Annotated in this window: 14 protein-coding genes and 1 pseudogene; 6 read left to right on the plus strand and 9 right to left on the minus strand. The window is 42.6% G+C overall.

From position 1 onward, the window contains the following. On the plus strand, positions 1 to 199 hold a 199-nt coding region (locus tag AACQ21_RS16725; RefSeq protein WP_445285735.1), incomplete at its 5' end, for a transketolase-like TK C-terminal-containing protein. Between the two features lie 113 nt (positions 200 to 312). On the opposite strand, the gene AACQ21_RS16730 is transcribed toward AACQ21_RS16725, so the two are convergent. After that, positions 313 to 930 (minus strand): OmpA family protein, encoded by a 618-nt coding sequence (locus AACQ21_RS16730; protein ID WP_013867846.1) that lies wholly within the window; start codon positions 928 to 930, stop codon positions 313 to 315. Between the two features lie 154 nt (positions 931 to 1,084). Here AACQ21_RS16730 and AACQ21_RS16735 point away from each other — a divergent pair, with 154 nt between their 5' ends. Both AACQ21_RS16735 and AACQ21_RS16740 read left to right on the plus strand, forming a co-directional pair. Then, entirely contained in the window at positions 1,085 to 1,711 is a 627-nt protein-coding gene (locus tag AACQ21_RS16735; RefSeq protein WP_105976952.1) for a thiol:disulfide interchange protein DsbA/DsbL, read from the plus strand. 19 nt (positions 1,712 to 1,730) lie between these two features. Further along, positions 1,731 to 2,204 (plus strand): FKBP-type peptidyl-prolyl cis-trans isomerase, encoded by a 474-nt coding sequence (locus AACQ21_RS16740; protein WP_017046439.1) that lies wholly within the window; start codon positions 1,731 to 1,733, stop codon positions 2,202 to 2,204. Between the two features lie 27 nt (positions 2,205 to 2,231). Here AACQ21_RS16740 and AACQ21_RS16745 read toward each other — a convergent pair whose 3' ends face one another. After that, positions 2,232 to 2,837, minus strand: coding sequence for a beta-phosphoglucomutase family hydrolase (locus AACQ21_RS16745; protein WP_047690369.1), 606 nt, complete (start codon positions 2,835 to 2,837; stop codon positions 2,232 to 2,234). A gap of 194 nt (positions 2,838 to 3,031) precedes the next feature. On the opposite strand from AACQ21_RS16745, the gene AACQ21_RS16750 reads away from it, so the two are divergent. Further along, positions 3,032 to 4,804 carry a methyl-accepting chemotaxis protein gene (locus AACQ21_RS16750; RefSeq protein ID WP_181185550.1) on the plus strand — a complete coding sequence of 591 codons (1,773 nt, stop codon included), beginning with the start codon at positions 3,032 to 3,034 and terminating at the stop codon, positions 4,802 to 4,804. A gap of 96 nt (positions 4,805 to 4,900) precedes the next feature. On the opposite strand, the gene AACQ21_RS16755 is transcribed toward AACQ21_RS16750, so the two are convergent. Both AACQ21_RS16755 and AACQ21_RS16760 read right to left on the minus strand, forming a co-directional pair. Continuing rightward, a complete protein-coding gene (locus AACQ21_RS16755; protein ID WP_013867851.1) occupies positions 4,901 to 5,470 on the minus strand; it encodes a YceI family protein in 570 nt (189 codons plus the stop codon). Beyond that, a complete protein-coding gene (locus tag AACQ21_RS16760) occupies positions 5,467 to 6,006 on the minus strand; it encodes a cytochrome b (RefSeq protein WP_013867852.1) in 540 nt (179 codons plus the stop codon). The genes AACQ21_RS16755 and AACQ21_RS16760 overlap by 4 nt, the downstream gene beginning before the upstream one ends. A 341-nt stretch (positions 6,007 to 6,347) precedes the next feature. On the opposite strand from AACQ21_RS16760, the gene AACQ21_RS16765 reads away from it, so the two are divergent. Both AACQ21_RS16765 and AACQ21_RS16770 read left to right on the plus strand, forming a co-directional pair. Next, positions 6,348 to 6,983 carry a hypothetical protein gene (locus tag AACQ21_RS16765; RefSeq protein ID WP_026027861.1) on the plus strand — a complete coding sequence of 212 codons (636 nt, stop codon included), beginning with the start codon at positions 6,348 to 6,350 and terminating at the stop codon, positions 6,981 to 6,983. A gap of 278 nt (positions 6,984 to 7,261) precedes the next feature. Further along, a complete protein-coding gene (locus AACQ21_RS16770; RefSeq protein WP_105976954.1) occupies positions 7,262 to 8,053 on the plus strand; it encodes an EAL domain-containing protein in 792 nt (263 codons plus the stop codon). Between the two features lie 107 nt (positions 8,054 to 8,160). Here the strand turns inward: AACQ21_RS16770 and AACQ21_RS16775 are convergent, their stop codons facing one another. From AACQ21_RS16775 to AACQ21_RS16795, 5 genes and pseudogenes are all read right to left on the minus strand, one after another. Further along, positions 8,161 to 9,753: an ABC transporter ATP-binding protein gene (locus tag AACQ21_RS16775; RefSeq protein WP_105976955.1), complete on the minus strand. Its 1,593-nt coding sequence runs from the start codon at positions 9,751 to 9,753 to the stop codon at positions 8,161 to 8,163. Further along, positions 9,750 to 10,793 (minus strand): ABC transporter permease, encoded by a 1,044-nt coding sequence (locus tag AACQ21_RS16780; RefSeq protein WP_105976956.1) that lies wholly within the window; start codon positions 10,791 to 10,793, stop codon positions 9,750 to 9,752. Before AACQ21_RS16780 ends, AACQ21_RS16775 begins: the two co-directional genes overlap by 4 nt. Then, positions 10,790 to 11,875, minus strand: coding sequence for a microcin C ABC transporter permease YejB (locus tag AACQ21_RS16785; protein WP_105976957.1), 1,086 nt, complete (start codon positions 11,873 to 11,875; stop codon positions 10,790 to 10,792). The genes AACQ21_RS16780 and AACQ21_RS16785 overlap by 4 nt, the downstream gene beginning before the upstream one ends. 9 nt (positions 11,876 to 11,884) lie before the next feature. Continuing rightward, positions 11,885 to 13,702 (minus strand): extracellular solute-binding protein, encoded by a 1,818-nt coding sequence (locus AACQ21_RS16790; protein WP_181185551.1) that lies wholly within the window; start codon positions 13,700 to 13,702, stop codon positions 11,885 to 11,887. Between the two features lie 252 nt (positions 13,703 to 13,954). Next, a pseudogene (locus AACQ21_RS16795) lies at positions 13,955 to 14,323 on the minus strand (exopolyphosphatase); the annotation flags it as partial.

Here is a 14,323-nt window from a genome sequence, read left to right on the forward strand (position 1 = left end):
GGTACTACCAGCAGCCGTGACTAAGCGTATCGCGATTGAAGCAGGTATCGCGGATTTTTGGTACAAGTACGTTGGTTTTGGCGGCAAGATCATCGGTATGACCACTTTCGGTGAGTCAGCACCAGCGGATCAACTGTTCAAAATGTTCGGCTTTACAACTGAAAACGTGGTGAAACAAGCGCAAGAGCTGCTTGCCTAAGTCTTCTTATTTTTAATGCAAAAGCCCAGCGAATAACTCGCTGGGCTTTTTTGATCTTGTCGCGTGTGAAAAGAGATACATCACTTAAAAGGCACGCCACCAAAAGGCATAACTTAATTATTGGAAACAATAAATAACACTTCCACACGACGGTTACATGCTTTACCTGCATTAGTTTTATTCGTACAAGCCGGAACGTATTCACCATATCCACGGGTAAAAATAGAGTCCATCGCCACATTACTTTTCACTAAAGTGTTCTTTACCGCTTTCGCTCGACGTTCAGATAAACCATCATTAAAAGTGGGCGCTCCACTACTGTCCGTATGGCCATCAATCACAATATCAATACCGGGTTCTGAGGCTAAATAACGTCCCATCATAGTAAGCCAATCACCAGAGCCAGAGGAGACGGTGGACGAGCCCGTTTCAAATTTCACCGTATCTTTCAATTTAACCATAATGTGGTTACCTGGGAGAACCTCGTAATCAACGCCATTCTTCAATAAAAAACTTTGCAAAGAATCATAGCTACTCACGCGCTGCTGTCCCATCGGGCCTTGAACACCTGTTGAAGCAATCTTCGGCGCATAGCCCCACTCAGGGTAGAGCACGTCAAAATCACCTTTTGGCGCTGCATCCAATAGATTGTCGCTAAACATCCGATCTGCGGTGGCTAATGTTCCACACCCCGTTAACAACATCAATAACGGTAAGGCTAAATACTTCATTCAAGCATCACTCCATTCTCTTACTACCTAAACTGTATCGGCCAAGACTGTAAAACTTTATATATATTTGGTAGCAATTTCGTGGTTGTTTCTGTTTTCCTTGTCACGGTAAGCCGTTAGAATTCAAGTATTCTTTTTTAACTCAATACTCGTTATGAAAAAAAACACACGCTATTGGTTGGCTCTCATCACAACACTACTGATTCTAGCAGGCTGCGGTGACAACACTACGCCACAAAAAGGGAAACAATATGATGAGCTTCCCGTAAGTCTTGCAACATACCGCCTGCCAGCCGTCACGGAAGTGTTTTCGCTGACTTGCGGACACTGTCGTTCAATGGAAAAGGTCATCCCAGAGCTAGAGAAAATAACAGGCGAAACATTTGGTAAACTGCATGTCACCTTTAACGAAGGCGCACAGATTGGAGCCATGATTTACTATTCAGCCGTGATGCAACTGGGAGCAATTCCCGATCATGCCATGATGGAACAGCTATTTTCGGTCGTGCAAATGGATGAAGAAGTAACGTTAAGTGAGCGTAAAGAAGCGATTGATTTGGCCTTCAGCCAACGAGGGCTAATCAGCCCGTATTCGTTAGATGATGAGCAGCAAAAACAGTTATTCCAAGAGATTCAGCTCGCTGATGATATTTCAGTAAAAGGCCAAATCAATGCCGTTCCAACCTTTATTGTGAAAGGCAAATATTTAGTCATCACCTCCGGTCATAAAGATGTAGCAGATATCGCGAATACCATCTCATATTTATTGACTCACCCCTAATCCACAAGGCTTTAAAAATATGTCTAAATTTGTATTTCCAATTATTATTTTTTTACTGGCTGGCTTTTTCATCTATCGTACGTGGAATAACCACAAAATTGCCGATGAAAATTTTGCTAAAGGCCAAGCGTTTTTGGCTGAAAATACTCAGCAAGATGGCGTGATAACAACCGAAAGTGGCCTACAATATCTCGTACTCCAACAAGGTACTGGCACCGTTCATCCGAAAGCCAACAGTCGTGTAAAAGTGCATTATCACGGTACTTTACTTGACGGTTCGGTGTTTGATAGCTCGGTTGAACGTAACGACCCGATTGTGTTTGGTTTGAAGCAGGTGATTCAAGGCTGGCAGGAAGGCCTACAACTGATGGTGGAAGGACAAAAAATGCGCCTGTTCATACCCAGTAATTTAGGTTATGGCAAAAGTGGCAGCGGCCCTATCCCACCGGCATCCGTACTGATTTTTGATGTGGAATTAATTGAAATCCAGTAAAGCGGTGTTGAGCCGCATTACGCGGCTCTATTCTTGAGAAGGGACTGGATAAAACACCAGTTTTCCTTCCTCTACCATCACACAATCCATTCCTCCAGCGTGAGCGGCTTGTTTACCCAAATGAGTATCTTCAAATACCACACAATGCTTAGGTTCGAGATCTAATAAAAAGGCTGCACGCAAAAATGTATCTGGATTCGGCTTATGGTTTTCAACATCAGACGCCGTTACTACAGCATCAAAGCGATTTAATAGCCCAGACTTTTTAAGCAATGCGAGTGCACTTTGTCTTTGGCTTCCAGTCCCAACCGCAAGCTTCTTTTTACCATAAAACTGCTCAACAACTTCATGAGTACAAGAAATTACCTCGCCACTATTTTCGATAGAAGAAAATGCCGCCATTTTAAATTGAGCGACCAGCTCTGGCACCAATTTGAGATCGTGCAGCTTATTGATTTGTGAAACGATTTTAGCGCTAGGCATGCCACCTAAACTATGCAACCACTGTTCTGAGAATGGGAAACGAAAATGTTGCGCTGTTTTTGACCAAGCCTCTAAATGCGCTGGCATGGTGTCAAGCAACGTACCATCCATATCAAAAATAAGTCCTTGGTAATTTTCTAATTCAATCATGTTTACAGAGCGCCTCTAACAAATTCTATGGGAATCAACAAAATAAAAGTTCCAATATTGTGTCACGATAATGAATGTAATTTATATTTTTGCGTTCATTGATATACGCTTCATTTAATCCTAACATTCTAATTAAACATACTAATAATTACATTTTCATCAATTATTGTCATTTTACTTAGGTGTATAATCTCATGAGTATCAAACAAAAATTATATTCACTGGGTGCTATTGCGGTTATCGGGGTTCTGGTAATGTTAGCCACTACCACACATTTTTCCCAAACCACCGAAACGCTCAATCAAGCCATTAACTTAGTCGATAAACTTGAAATTAGACTGCTCAATTTGCGGCGCAATGAGAAAGATTTTCTTCTGCGAAGCGACGTGAAATACCTTGAAACCTTTAAAAAAAACAGCACTCTTTTTTTAGATCTGGAACAGCAACTTTCCCTCATCCTGTTAGATCGAGATCTCCCCTCTAGTAGCCAACTCCGACAAGATCTTTTGGCTTATAAACAAGGTTTTGAAAAATTGGTGCAGGCTTATAGCCTATACGGATTAAATGAAAGATCCGGCCTTTTAGCCACTTATTTACAAGCATTGGAAACCATAAAACCTAATGCTGATGATGCATTACTTTTAGAGCTAATGGCGTTTGATCAAAGCGTGCAGGTTGGAGAGCAGCAAAACAGCACAGTGACTAACCGTTTTCCGGCATTAGCACAGGCCGCCCAACAGCTTGTCGATCAGAAAAAAGTGATTGGTTTGAAATATAATCAAGGGCTACTTGGTGAAGTACGTAACCTTTCTCATAATGTTGAACAACAGTTTGTTACCTTTTCTGAAGTGTTAAATAAAGAGATTACAAGTATTGAGCAAGAACTTAACTATGTGAAGCAAGGGCTCAGTGCGTTAGTGATCGTGCTAATCCTTGGATTTATTCTCCAAATAGCGCGCTCCATTAACGTGCAAGTGAGTAAGTTGTTATCAGTGATGCAAATGATTTCAAACAGCAACAACATCAGTTTGCGTGTTGAACTGACTGGCCGCAACGAGCTGGTATCGATCGCAACTTATTTTAATACCTTACTCGATAAGTTCGAAACTCTTATCGCTGGCTCTCAAACAAAGTCTCACCAGCTATCGAACAGTACATCAAGTATGCATAACGAATTAGAAGATGTGATTGAACAGTTTCACGTTCAGGCTGACCACACCACGACAATGGCAACGGCCGTTCAAGAAATGGTGTCCACCATCAGCGAAATTTCAGAAAGTACCAGTGTAGCGGTAGAAGGTGTACACAAAGCCGCGCACAATGCTCAGCAAGGGCGTTTGGTGGTGGAATCAACGGTAAAAAATGTCGATGAACTCTCACGAACATTGGAAAAAAGTCAAATCTCCATCGCCTCATTGAACAAGCATGTCGAACAAATTGGCGGTGCTGTTAACATCATTCAAGGTATCGCAGAGCAGACCAATTTACTGGCATTAAATGCCGCGATTGAAGCAGCGCGCGCCGGAGAGCAAGGTAGAGGCTTTGCGGTAGTCGCAGATGAAGTTCGCGCTTTAGCCAGCCGCACGCATCAGTCAACAGAAGAGATCACCAATGTCGTTTCGGCTATTCAAAGCCAAATGAGTACCGTTGTGAGCGATATTGCACAGTGCAATACACAAGGCCATACGACGTTAGCAGCCTCAGAAGCGTTAGATGAAAGTTTACGCCAAATTATCTCTGATATGGAAATGATACAGAGCAACTCTGAGCGAATCGCCTCAGCCATTGAAGAGCAAGGCATTGTGATGAACCAAGTCAGTGAATCGATCACTGAGCTTAACTCTATCTCTGATAATAATATGCACTCAGCCAAACAGTGTTTGATTGAAGTCGATATCGTTTCCAAGCAAGCAAACGACATGGACAACGCGGTCGCCGAATTCCAGACTCAGAAATCCATCAGTTAGCTAATGTATGGAGATAAAATATAGTGAGAGTTAGTGAAAAGGGTCTAGAGTTAGACCCTTTTATTCATGTTTGCTTAAAGCATAACAAGATGTGGATTACTTTTGTATTCCTTCAACATAGAGTTCCATATCGACATAGCTTGAAGCGCCCATTACTGCAATATTGAAATCCGCGAGTTCGATACGTGTTGTCCCCGAAAAACCAGCGCGTTGGCCACCCCATGGGTCTTTACCTGCACCAATAAATTCTGCATCAATAGTAATGGGTTTGGTTTGCCCATGCAGAGTAAGATCACCGAGCACTTCTAGTTTACCATTCCCTTTATCAACCACTTGAGTACTGGTAAACGTGGCTTGTGAATATTTTGATGCATCAATGAAATCAGCACTACGAATATGTTTATCACGTTCAGCATGGTTACTATCCAGGCTGCGAGTATCCACATTAACTTTCACTTTTGAGCTTGCAAGGTCGTTAGGATCGTAGGAAAACTCACCATCAAACTTGTTAAAGCGACCCTTGGTAAAGCTATAACCAAGATGGCTGACTTTAAAGTTAATTGAAGCATGCGCACCTTTGGTATCTATAACATAGTCAGCAGCGTTTGCACCTAGCGGCATGAGTGTTGCGAAAGCCAATCCAGTAGCAAGTAACGTTTTCTTCATTTAGAAGCTCCTATCATTTTTCGTAGCGTATCGTCTTTATCAATAAAATGGTGCTTGAGTGCGGCAACAGCGTGCACGCCTGCTAAAATAATCAGCGTCCAAGCTGCGTAAAAGTGAACCGTGCCAGAGAGATCGGCTTGTCCTTCAAACAGCAAGCCCATACTTGGTACAGTAAACCAATTGAAAACATCAATCCCTCGGCCATCTTCTGTTGAGATCAAATAGCCTGATACAAACAGCGTCATCAATAATAAATACATTAATCCGTGCGCCGCTTTAGCCGCAATGCGCTCATAGTGGCCGCCACCAATGGCAGGAGAGACACTCACCAATTTCCATAGTATGCGGAACAGGGTGACCGCGAGCAGCAACAAACCGACAGATTTATGCCAATGTGGCGCGGTGTTATACCATTGACTGTAATAGGTTAACTCAACCATCCAGATCCCAACACCAAACATACCAATGATAACGAGTGCGGATAACCAATGGATAAGACGCGTGACTAAGTTGTAATTTTTAACTTCAGTTGTCATAAATTTTCTAAACCAGCAAGTGAAACAGCAACAAAGTGAATTGAATCTATATTCTAGCCTAAATTATTAACACAGTATTTACCATACTTTACATTGTGGACATACTTTAGTACTGATTGAGTTATTCGAAAAAACTGAAGGAACTTATTGTGGATATAGATAACCACGACTTAGGCTCAAACAACTTGAAACAACGGTAGCTTCAAATTATAAGGGTATAACACCTGTAGAATGCTCGTATTAGAAGAATAGTGTGAAAGATCAAGAACTCGCCATTTGCTGCTCGTGCTTGTTGATAACTGTGGTAATCTTGCTTGGCTTTATTAAAGGAGAACAACGAGTTGCTACTGGACATACTCACGCAAAGCGTCAACGAATTTCAAGCTGACTGTCTAAAACTTTGTGAAAAGCACTACCCCACCATACACAACCAAGGAATGAGTGAACATCACTTAGGACTGGCTTTTGCTCGCAGGTTGGCTCGTACACTCAGTGAATTTGGGCACCCATGCCACTATTCTGTTATTGAATCAATCCCTCAGCGAGACATGCCACACCACTACCGAGTGAGCAGTGATGCCGGAACGGTATGGATCCTGACTCACCATATGGTCAGTGCTGGTAAAACCTGTCGAGAAAAGTTGATGCAAGACATTGCGCAGTGGAAATATGAGTACGCTTACGCGATTCAACCGAATGATTTACTGTTATTACTGACCGATCACTGGATTAGTCGTAGCCAAAAAAGTCGCGAGTTACTTCATTGGTGGACAGGGCAATTACCCGATGAAATAGATCAATACCTCGCACAAGGTATCACGCTGTATGAAAGTGACTCATTGCTAACTCAATCTTTAGAGAACCGTTTTCAAATTAGCCCTTGTTATATTAAATTTAGCCATCCTTTAAAACGCTCTAAAAACCAGCAACTAGTCCGAAAATACGTTCAATTATATGCCGTATTACAATGGGCGTAACGTAAACAAACCGCCCTCATTTTCTTCCAAATTCTAGATTTTATATTACCCTCTTCATTGGGCTGTCTTCTGATTTAGCACACACTCAATCAATTGAGCCTGCCGCATCACATTCACTAAATAATTCAATATTTGTGACGCTGTTTTGACAACCCACAAATTTTCATCTTAGCCAAAGGTACAATTGACAAAGGTCAAGGTGAGTCAATAATATGGCATGGCATATTGGCGCTCGGATGCTTCAAGCAAAAATTAATGATTAGGATGTCGAAAATTGTATGCTTTTAACTAACAAAACTCAGTTTTCAAAATGCATGTCTCTGGATTCCGATGGCCAGTTTATTGCTCATTACCAGCATCTTGTGCTGCGAAGCGTTTTCCAGCCGATATTCTCGCGGGATAACCGTATTGTGGGCGTTGAAGCCCTAGTGAGAATAACCGCCAATGGCAGCACGGCCATTCGCCCCGATTGTTTTTTCCATTCCGACACTATTAATCCCATCGACAAACTTAACGTAGAAAGACTCAGCCGAGTTATCCACATCCGAAACTATGCCCTTTCCGAATATCGTCAATGCCAATTATTTCTAAATTTACTGCCTGTCGCGGGTGAATTGTTTGCCATCAGCGACATCAACAAAGCATTGCTATGCGATCGCCTCAAAGAACTGCATATAGAACATAATCAACTAGTCATGGAATTGATTGAAATCGATTCAGAAAATGAAAGCAAGCTGCAATGCGCAACGCAAAGTCTGGTTGCAAATGGTTTTAAAATTGCCATTGATGATTTTGGTACTCAAGCCTCAACACCACAACGGGTTAATTTGGTGACGCCTGATATCATCAAATTTGATCGAAGCTTATTACTCAAATATATGCAAGGTGATTGTGACCCACTTATGGATGGCATTACCCTTGCGAAACAGAATGGTTCCAATACCGTTGTAGAAGGCATCGAAACCCAAGCGCAACTCGAAGCAATGCAAAAACTCGATATTGATATGTTTCAAGGCTATTTTTTAGCCATGCCGGAAGCGATAGTACCAGCCATTAAGATGGCCATTTAATCGCGATATTCTTATAGCGCCCCAACTCTACCGCTACTTTCAATATTCACTCACTGTTTTCCTAGCGACAACATCACGTTATTTAACTGTATGACATAGCGTGATGTTTAATAAGAAAAGGAAATAAGCTCTTGGGTATAAGGGTGCTGAGGATTGAGAAACAGCTGTTGCGTTTCCCCTTGCTCAACGACTTCACCTTGTTTCATCACCATAGTGTAATGGCATAATGATTTCACCACATGTAAATCATGACTAATGAACAAGTACGTTAACCCATATTTTTGTTGCAGCGATTTAAGCAGATCCAACACTTGGGCTTGAATCGTACGATCTAAAGAAGAAGTTGGTTCATCAAGTAAAATGAACTCAGGTTTAAGCACCAATGCCCGAGCAATCGCGATACGTTGTCGTTGCCCACCAGAAAACTCATTGGGATAACGGTAGCGAGTGGCCGGGTCGAGTTCAACTTCTCGCATCACATCACAAATCATTCGTTCAACAGTTTGTCGATCATAACGGCTATGAACCTCTAACCCTTCACCAATAATCTGCGCCACCGACATTCTCGGATTCAGTGCTGAAAATGGATCTTGAAAAACGACTTGCATCTTGCTGCGATAAGGTAGCATAGCTTTCCTATCTAACCCTTGCAGCTCATTATTGTCGTAACAAATCGAGCCTTCCGAATGAACTAATTTTAGTATCGCCATACCAGTGGTCGATTTACCCGAACCGCTCTCGCCAACAATTCCTAATGAATGTCCTCTTTTAAGCTTAAACTGCATGTCGGTGACAGCTTTAATATGCGAGACCGTGCGCTTGAATAAGCCGCCAGTGATGGGAAACCAGACTTTGAGATGCTGAAGCTGCACTAGAATTGGGTTGTCAGGGTTTACGTCAACGGGCAAACCTCGAGGATCGGATTCAATCAATTTTTTGGTATAAGAGTGAGAGGGTGATGAGAACAGCGTTTTGGCATCATTAACCTCGATCACTTGCCCATTTTGCATCACTGCAACGCGATCAGCGATACGCTTAACAATACTGAGATCATGAGTAATGAACAACATGGCCATACCCAGTTCTTGTTGCAGGTTTTTAAGTAGATCTAATATTTGCGCCTGAACAGAAACGTCAAGCGCAGTGGTCGGCTCATCAGCAATCAGTAATTCAGGCTCATTGATCAAAGCCATCGCGATCATGACGCGCTGGCGTTCTCCCCCAGAAAGTTCATGTGGATAAGCATTAATCTTAATTTCTGGCGATCGAACACCCACTTTTTCTAACCATGCAATGGCCAACTGACGTGCTTTGCTGCTTCTTAGTCCTCGGTGAATTTCCACAACTTCGATCAACTGTTTACCGATTTTGTGTAAGGGGTTGAGTGAGACCATTGGCTCTTGGAAAATCATGCCAATCCTCCCGCCTCGTATACCTCTTAATTGCCTCTCGCTACAGTTCAACGTGTTGATACCATCAAAAAAGATCTCCCCTTGCAAATAGTGGGCAGCACTTTTCGGTAACAACTTCAAAATGGCATTCGCCGTCACTGATTTACCAGAACCACTTTCCCCCACCAGCGCTAAAGTTTCCCCTGCAGAGAGAGAAAGTGACACCGCTTTAATCACAGGTTCAAGATTGTCTTTTTGACCAAACCCGACCGAAAGATTTTGGATAGAGAGTACGATTTTACTCATCATCTTCTCCCTGTCGAATGCGGGTCAAAGGCATCGCGTACCGCTTCGCCGATAAAGACCAATAATGTCAGCATTAACGAGAGCACCACAAATGCTGAAATACCTAACCATGGAGCTTGTAAATTGGCTTTCCCTTGCGCCAATAATTCGCCCAAAGAGGGCGAGCCGACTGGCAAGCCAAAACCGAGAAAATCTAAGGATGTTAAAGTCGTAACTGAGCCTGAAAGAATAAAAGGCATCATGGTTAAAGAAGCCACCATCGCGTTAGGTAGCATGTGGCGAAGCATAATGCGGCGATCACTCACACCCATCGCTTGCGCAGCCCGCACATAATCAAAATTACGACAGCGTAAAAACTCCGCTCTCACCACGCCCACTAAACTCATCCAACTAAAAAGCACCATAATACCAAGCAACCACCAAAAATTCGGTTCGACGAAACTCGATAAAATGATCAGCAGAAAAAGCGTTGGCATCCCTGACCAAACTTCAATAAAACGTTGCCCAAGTAAATCAAGCCAACCGCCATAATAACCTTGAGTGGCACCAACGATAACGCCTATCACTGACGAGACGAGTGTTAATACAAAGCCAAACAAAACCGAAATACGAAACCCGTAAATAATACGAGCCAGCACATCGCGCCCTTTATCATCAGTACCAAGCCAGTTCACTGAATCTGGCGCTGACGGCACTGCATTATTGATATTAAAGTTGATGGTGTCGTAACTAAATGGGATCAATGGCCAAACAATAAAGCCTTTTTGTTCAATCAGATCGATGACGTAAGGATCGGTATAATCCGCTTCGGTTTCAAACTCACCACCAAAACGAGTTTCTACATATTGTTGAAAGCTGGGGAAAAACCACTGCTGATCGTACTCAACCAAAAGGGGTTTATCATTTGCAATCAGCTCAGCAAATAGGCTCACCACAAATAAAAGCGTAAACAACCATAGTGAATAAAAACCGCGCCGATTGGACTTAAAACCGTGCCAGCGCAATACGTTTAATGGGTTGGACAGCCTTTTTTTTACCATCATGAACGAGCCTCAAAGTCGATTCGAGGATCAACCCAAATATAGGTCAAATCGGAAATGATGCTGAGGACTAATCCAAGTAACGTCATGATGTATAAAGAACTAAACACTACAGGATAATCCCGTTGAATGGTCGATTCAAAACCAAGTAGCCCTATACCTTCCAGTGAAAACATCACTTCAATCAGCATCGAACCGGTGAAAAATATGCTGATAAAAGCACTCGGAAAACCGGCAATAATAATCAGCATCGCATTACGAAAAACGTGCTGATAAAGAATACGTCCTTCATCCAGTCCTTTTGCTCGAGCCGTCACCACATACTGTTTGTTGATCTCATCAAGAAATGAGTTTTTCGTTAGCATACTCAAAGTGGCAAACCCACCGATCACCATTGCAAAGATGGGCAAAGCCAAATGCCAAAAATAGTCGCCAATTTGTTGATACCAAGTCAGATCAGCAAAATTATTTGATACTAAACCACGCAGTGGGAACCAGCTGAAATAATTTCCACTGGCAAAAATAATGATCAAAATAATCGCAAACAAGAAGCCCGGAATAGCGTAACCGATGATAACCACTGCGCTTGACCATACATCAAACCTTGAACCGTGGTGAATGGCTTTTAAAATTCCGAGAGGAATGGAGATAAGATAGATAATCAGAGTACTCCACAGCCCTAAAGAGATCGAAACGGGTAAACGCTCAGTGATCAAATCAATAACATTGCCCCCTTTGAATAAGCTGTCACCAAAATTAAAGGTTGCGTAATTTTTTAGCATTTCAAAATAACGGACATGAAGAGGCTTATCGAAACCAAACTGTTTTTTTATCGCTTCGACTACCTCGGGGTCTAAACCTCGAGAACCTTTATAGCCTCCAGTGTTAACCGGCAGCGACATATCCACCTCTTGGCCGCCTCCAGTAAATCGCTCCATAATTCCGTCACCATGCCCTTCCATTTGTGCAATCGCTTGCTCAACTGGGCCTCCGGGGGCAATTTGGATGATAAAAAAATTAATGGTAATAATCGCCCACAGCGTGGGCACAACGAGCAGCAATCGGCGGAAAATATAAGCAGTCATTGCATCCTCTTAACGGCGTTTTTCTGGTAGCAATTGCGCTTTCTGCTCCGAAACCCACCAAGTATCAAGACCAATATCATATTTTGGCATCACGCTAGGACGCTCGAATTTGTCCCAAGTTGCGATACGATATTGGCTCAGATACCACTGTGGGATCAGATAAAAATTCCATTGTAGAACGCGATCTAATGCTCGGCCTAAAGGCAATAATTTTTCTGGATGCTCTTGATTGGCGGCAATTTGTTCAGTGAGGAAGTCGACAACTGGGTCTGCCACTCCAGCACGATTGTACGTGGAATCGATGTAGTTTGAATTCCAGATAATCAACAAATTAGGACTTGGGTAAGGATTCGCCGCATAGGCCGACGAAAGCATGTCAAAATCTCTATCGCGCAAACGCTTAAGATATTGTGTGGTATCCACTGAGCGAATCTTCATCTCGATACCCAACTGTTTTAAGTTTTTTTGTAAAGGAATAGCAATGCGTTCCGTGGTCGGACTGTAGATTAATAACTCAAACTCAAACGCTTTACCCGTTTCTTTATGGGTCATCACTTTATCTTTCAGCTCCCACCCCGCCTCTTTGAGCAATTGAAAAGCGACTCGTAGTTGTTGACGAATACGACCAGACCCATCCGTCACTGGTGGTTGGTATTCTTGGGTAAAAACACGTTCTGGGATCTTATCTTTTAGTGGTGTAAGAATAATGAGTTCATCAGTAGAGGGAAGACCTTTCGCTTCATACTCTGTGTTTTGAAAATAGCTACGCGTTCGTGAGTATTGATCGTAGAACATATTTTTGTTCATCCATTCAAAATCCATCGCATAGGTCAAAGCCTCGCGCACTTTCGGATCACTAAACACTTCTCGTTGAATATTAAATACAAAACCTTGGGTTGAAGCTGGACTATTATGCGCGATCGCTTCTTTCTTGATGAATCCTTTATCGAAGTTCAATCCAGTGTATGAGCTGGCCCAAAACTTCGCCGAACTCTCTTGGCGAATATCAAATTCCCCAGCTTTAAATGCCTCAAGCATTACGGTATCGTCGCGGTAATAGTCGTATTGGATCTGCTTGAAATTATGCCGCCCAATGTTGACTGGTAAGTTGGCAGCCCAATAATCTTTCTGCAACTCATAAGTGACACTCTGCCCAGTTTGATAACGTACGACTTTGTAAGGACCGCTGCCGACTGGCGGTTCATTTAATGGTTCTGCTAAGTTTTTATCCTGCCAATAGTGCTTAGGCAACACTTGAGTTGATTGAGCCAAACTAAAAAGCTTTTCTCTATTAGGTTCTGACATCTCAATACGAACCGTTAAAGGATGGATCGCCGTTACCGATTTAACCGCTTTGTAAAACAGTCGATATTGAGGCACTCCTTCTGTCATGAACTTGTTGAACGTAAACTCAACATCTTGCGCGGTGATCGGTTTACCGTCTTGAAAACGTGCGTTCGGGTTGATATCTAGTTCTAGCCACGAATAGTCATCAGAATAACGGACTTTAGAAGCAATCAATGGATAATAGGTATCAATTTCGTCGCTGGGCGCAAACATCAGTGAATCATAAAGCTCACCACTGCCTGCCGCCGGAGCGCCTCGGGAAGCAAAGCGGTTAAAATTGTCGTAAGTACCTACCTCGCCATAAGTTACTTTTCCGTACTTAGGCGCTCTTGGATTAACATAATCGAAATGAGAAAAATTGGCGGGATATTTGGCTTGCCCAACGCCGGATAATGTTGTGGTTTCTACAACATCCGCAGTCGCCAAAGCACTCATCAGCAGCACAGTCACACCTAACAGCGTAGGCTTAATTTTTCTCATACTAGAATCCTTCCATTGATAACTTCGCGACATTCCATCGGTGTAAACTATTAATAATTCAGTCACTTGGGTAAGTATAGAGAAAAATAAGATTTACGAAACCCCAAGCTGCAATTATAACGAAACAACTCGGTATTACTGGTAGGTGGTGAGTCGCAATAAGAATAGGTAACTTTGTGGTTTTTAGGAATGAAACGTATAGAAAACGCCGCTATGCAATAAAAAGCCCCGCCATGCAGGGCTTCATCGGCTTTAACCATCTGTAGTAATTTGGCTGATCAGCTCTTTTTCTACCTGCTCGGCCATTTCAAGAGCAATTTGGCACGTTCCAGCCGCTTGATGGCCTCCACCACCATATTTGAGCATTAATCCGCCCACATTGGTTTTAGAGCCACGATCAAAAATAGATTTCCCCGTAGCAAACACGATATTTTGCTTCTGAAAGCCCCACATTTTGTGAATCGAGATATTACACTGGGGAAATAAGGCATAAATGATAAACCGATTCCCCGCGTAAATAATTTCTTCGCCCGTCAAATCAAGAATGACAAGGTTTTTATAGACTTTGGCACAACGTTGAATCTGCTGTTTAGATAGAATTTCATGCTCACGGTACAAAGT

Source organism: Vibrio sp. V01_P9A10T6 (assembly GCF_963877065.1).
GTDB lineage: Bacteria > Pseudomonadota > Gammaproteobacteria > Enterobacterales > Vibrionaceae > Vibrio > Vibrio anguillarum.

Bases quoted from the DNA above. Each gene is read 5' to 3' on its own strand.
- AACQ21_RS16730 (WP_013867846.1), bottom strand. From the start codon at position 930: ATGAAGTATTTAGCCTTACCGTTATTGATGTTGTTAACGGGGTGTGGA.
- AACQ21_RS16735 (WP_105976952.1), top strand. From the start codon at position 1,085: ATGAAAAAAAACACACGCTATTGGTTGGCTCTCATCACAACACTACTG.
- AACQ21_RS16740 (WP_017046439.1), top strand. From the start codon at position 1,731: ATGTCTAAATTTGTATTTCCAATTATTATTTTTTTACTGGCTGGCTTT.
- AACQ21_RS16745 (WP_047690369.1), bottom strand. From the start codon at position 2,837: ATGATTGAATTAGAAAATTACCAAGGACTTATTTTTGATATGGATGGT.
- AACQ21_RS16750 (WP_181185550.1), top strand. From the start codon at position 3,032: ATGAGTATCAAACAAAAATTATATTCACTGGGTGCTATTGCGGTTATC.
- AACQ21_RS16755 (WP_013867851.1), bottom strand. From the start codon at position 5,470: ATGAAGAAAACGTTACTTGCTACTGGATTGGCTTTCGCAACACTCATG.
- AACQ21_RS16760 (WP_013867852.1), bottom strand. From the start codon at position 6,006: ATGACAACTGAAGTTAAAAATTACAACTTAGTCACGCGTCTTATCCAT.
- AACQ21_RS16770 (WP_105976954.1), top strand. From the start codon at position 7,262: ATGCTTTTAACTAACAAAACTCAGTTTTCAAAATGCATGTCTCTGGAT.
- AACQ21_RS16775 (WP_105976955.1), bottom strand. From the start codon at position 9,753: ATGATGAGTAAAATCGTACTCTCTATCCAAAATCTTTCGGTCGGGTTT.
- AACQ21_RS16780 (WP_105976956.1), bottom strand. From the start codon at position 10,793: ATGATGGTAAAAAAAAGGCTGTCCAACCCATTAAACGTATTGCGCTGG.
- AACQ21_RS16785 (WP_105976957.1), bottom strand. From the start codon at position 11,875: ATGACTGCTTATATTTTCCGCCGATTGCTGCTCGTTGTGCCCACGCTG.
- AACQ21_RS16790 (WP_181185551.1), bottom strand. From the start codon at position 13,702: ATGAGAAAAATTAAGCCTACGCTGTTAGGTGTGACTGTGCTGCTGATG.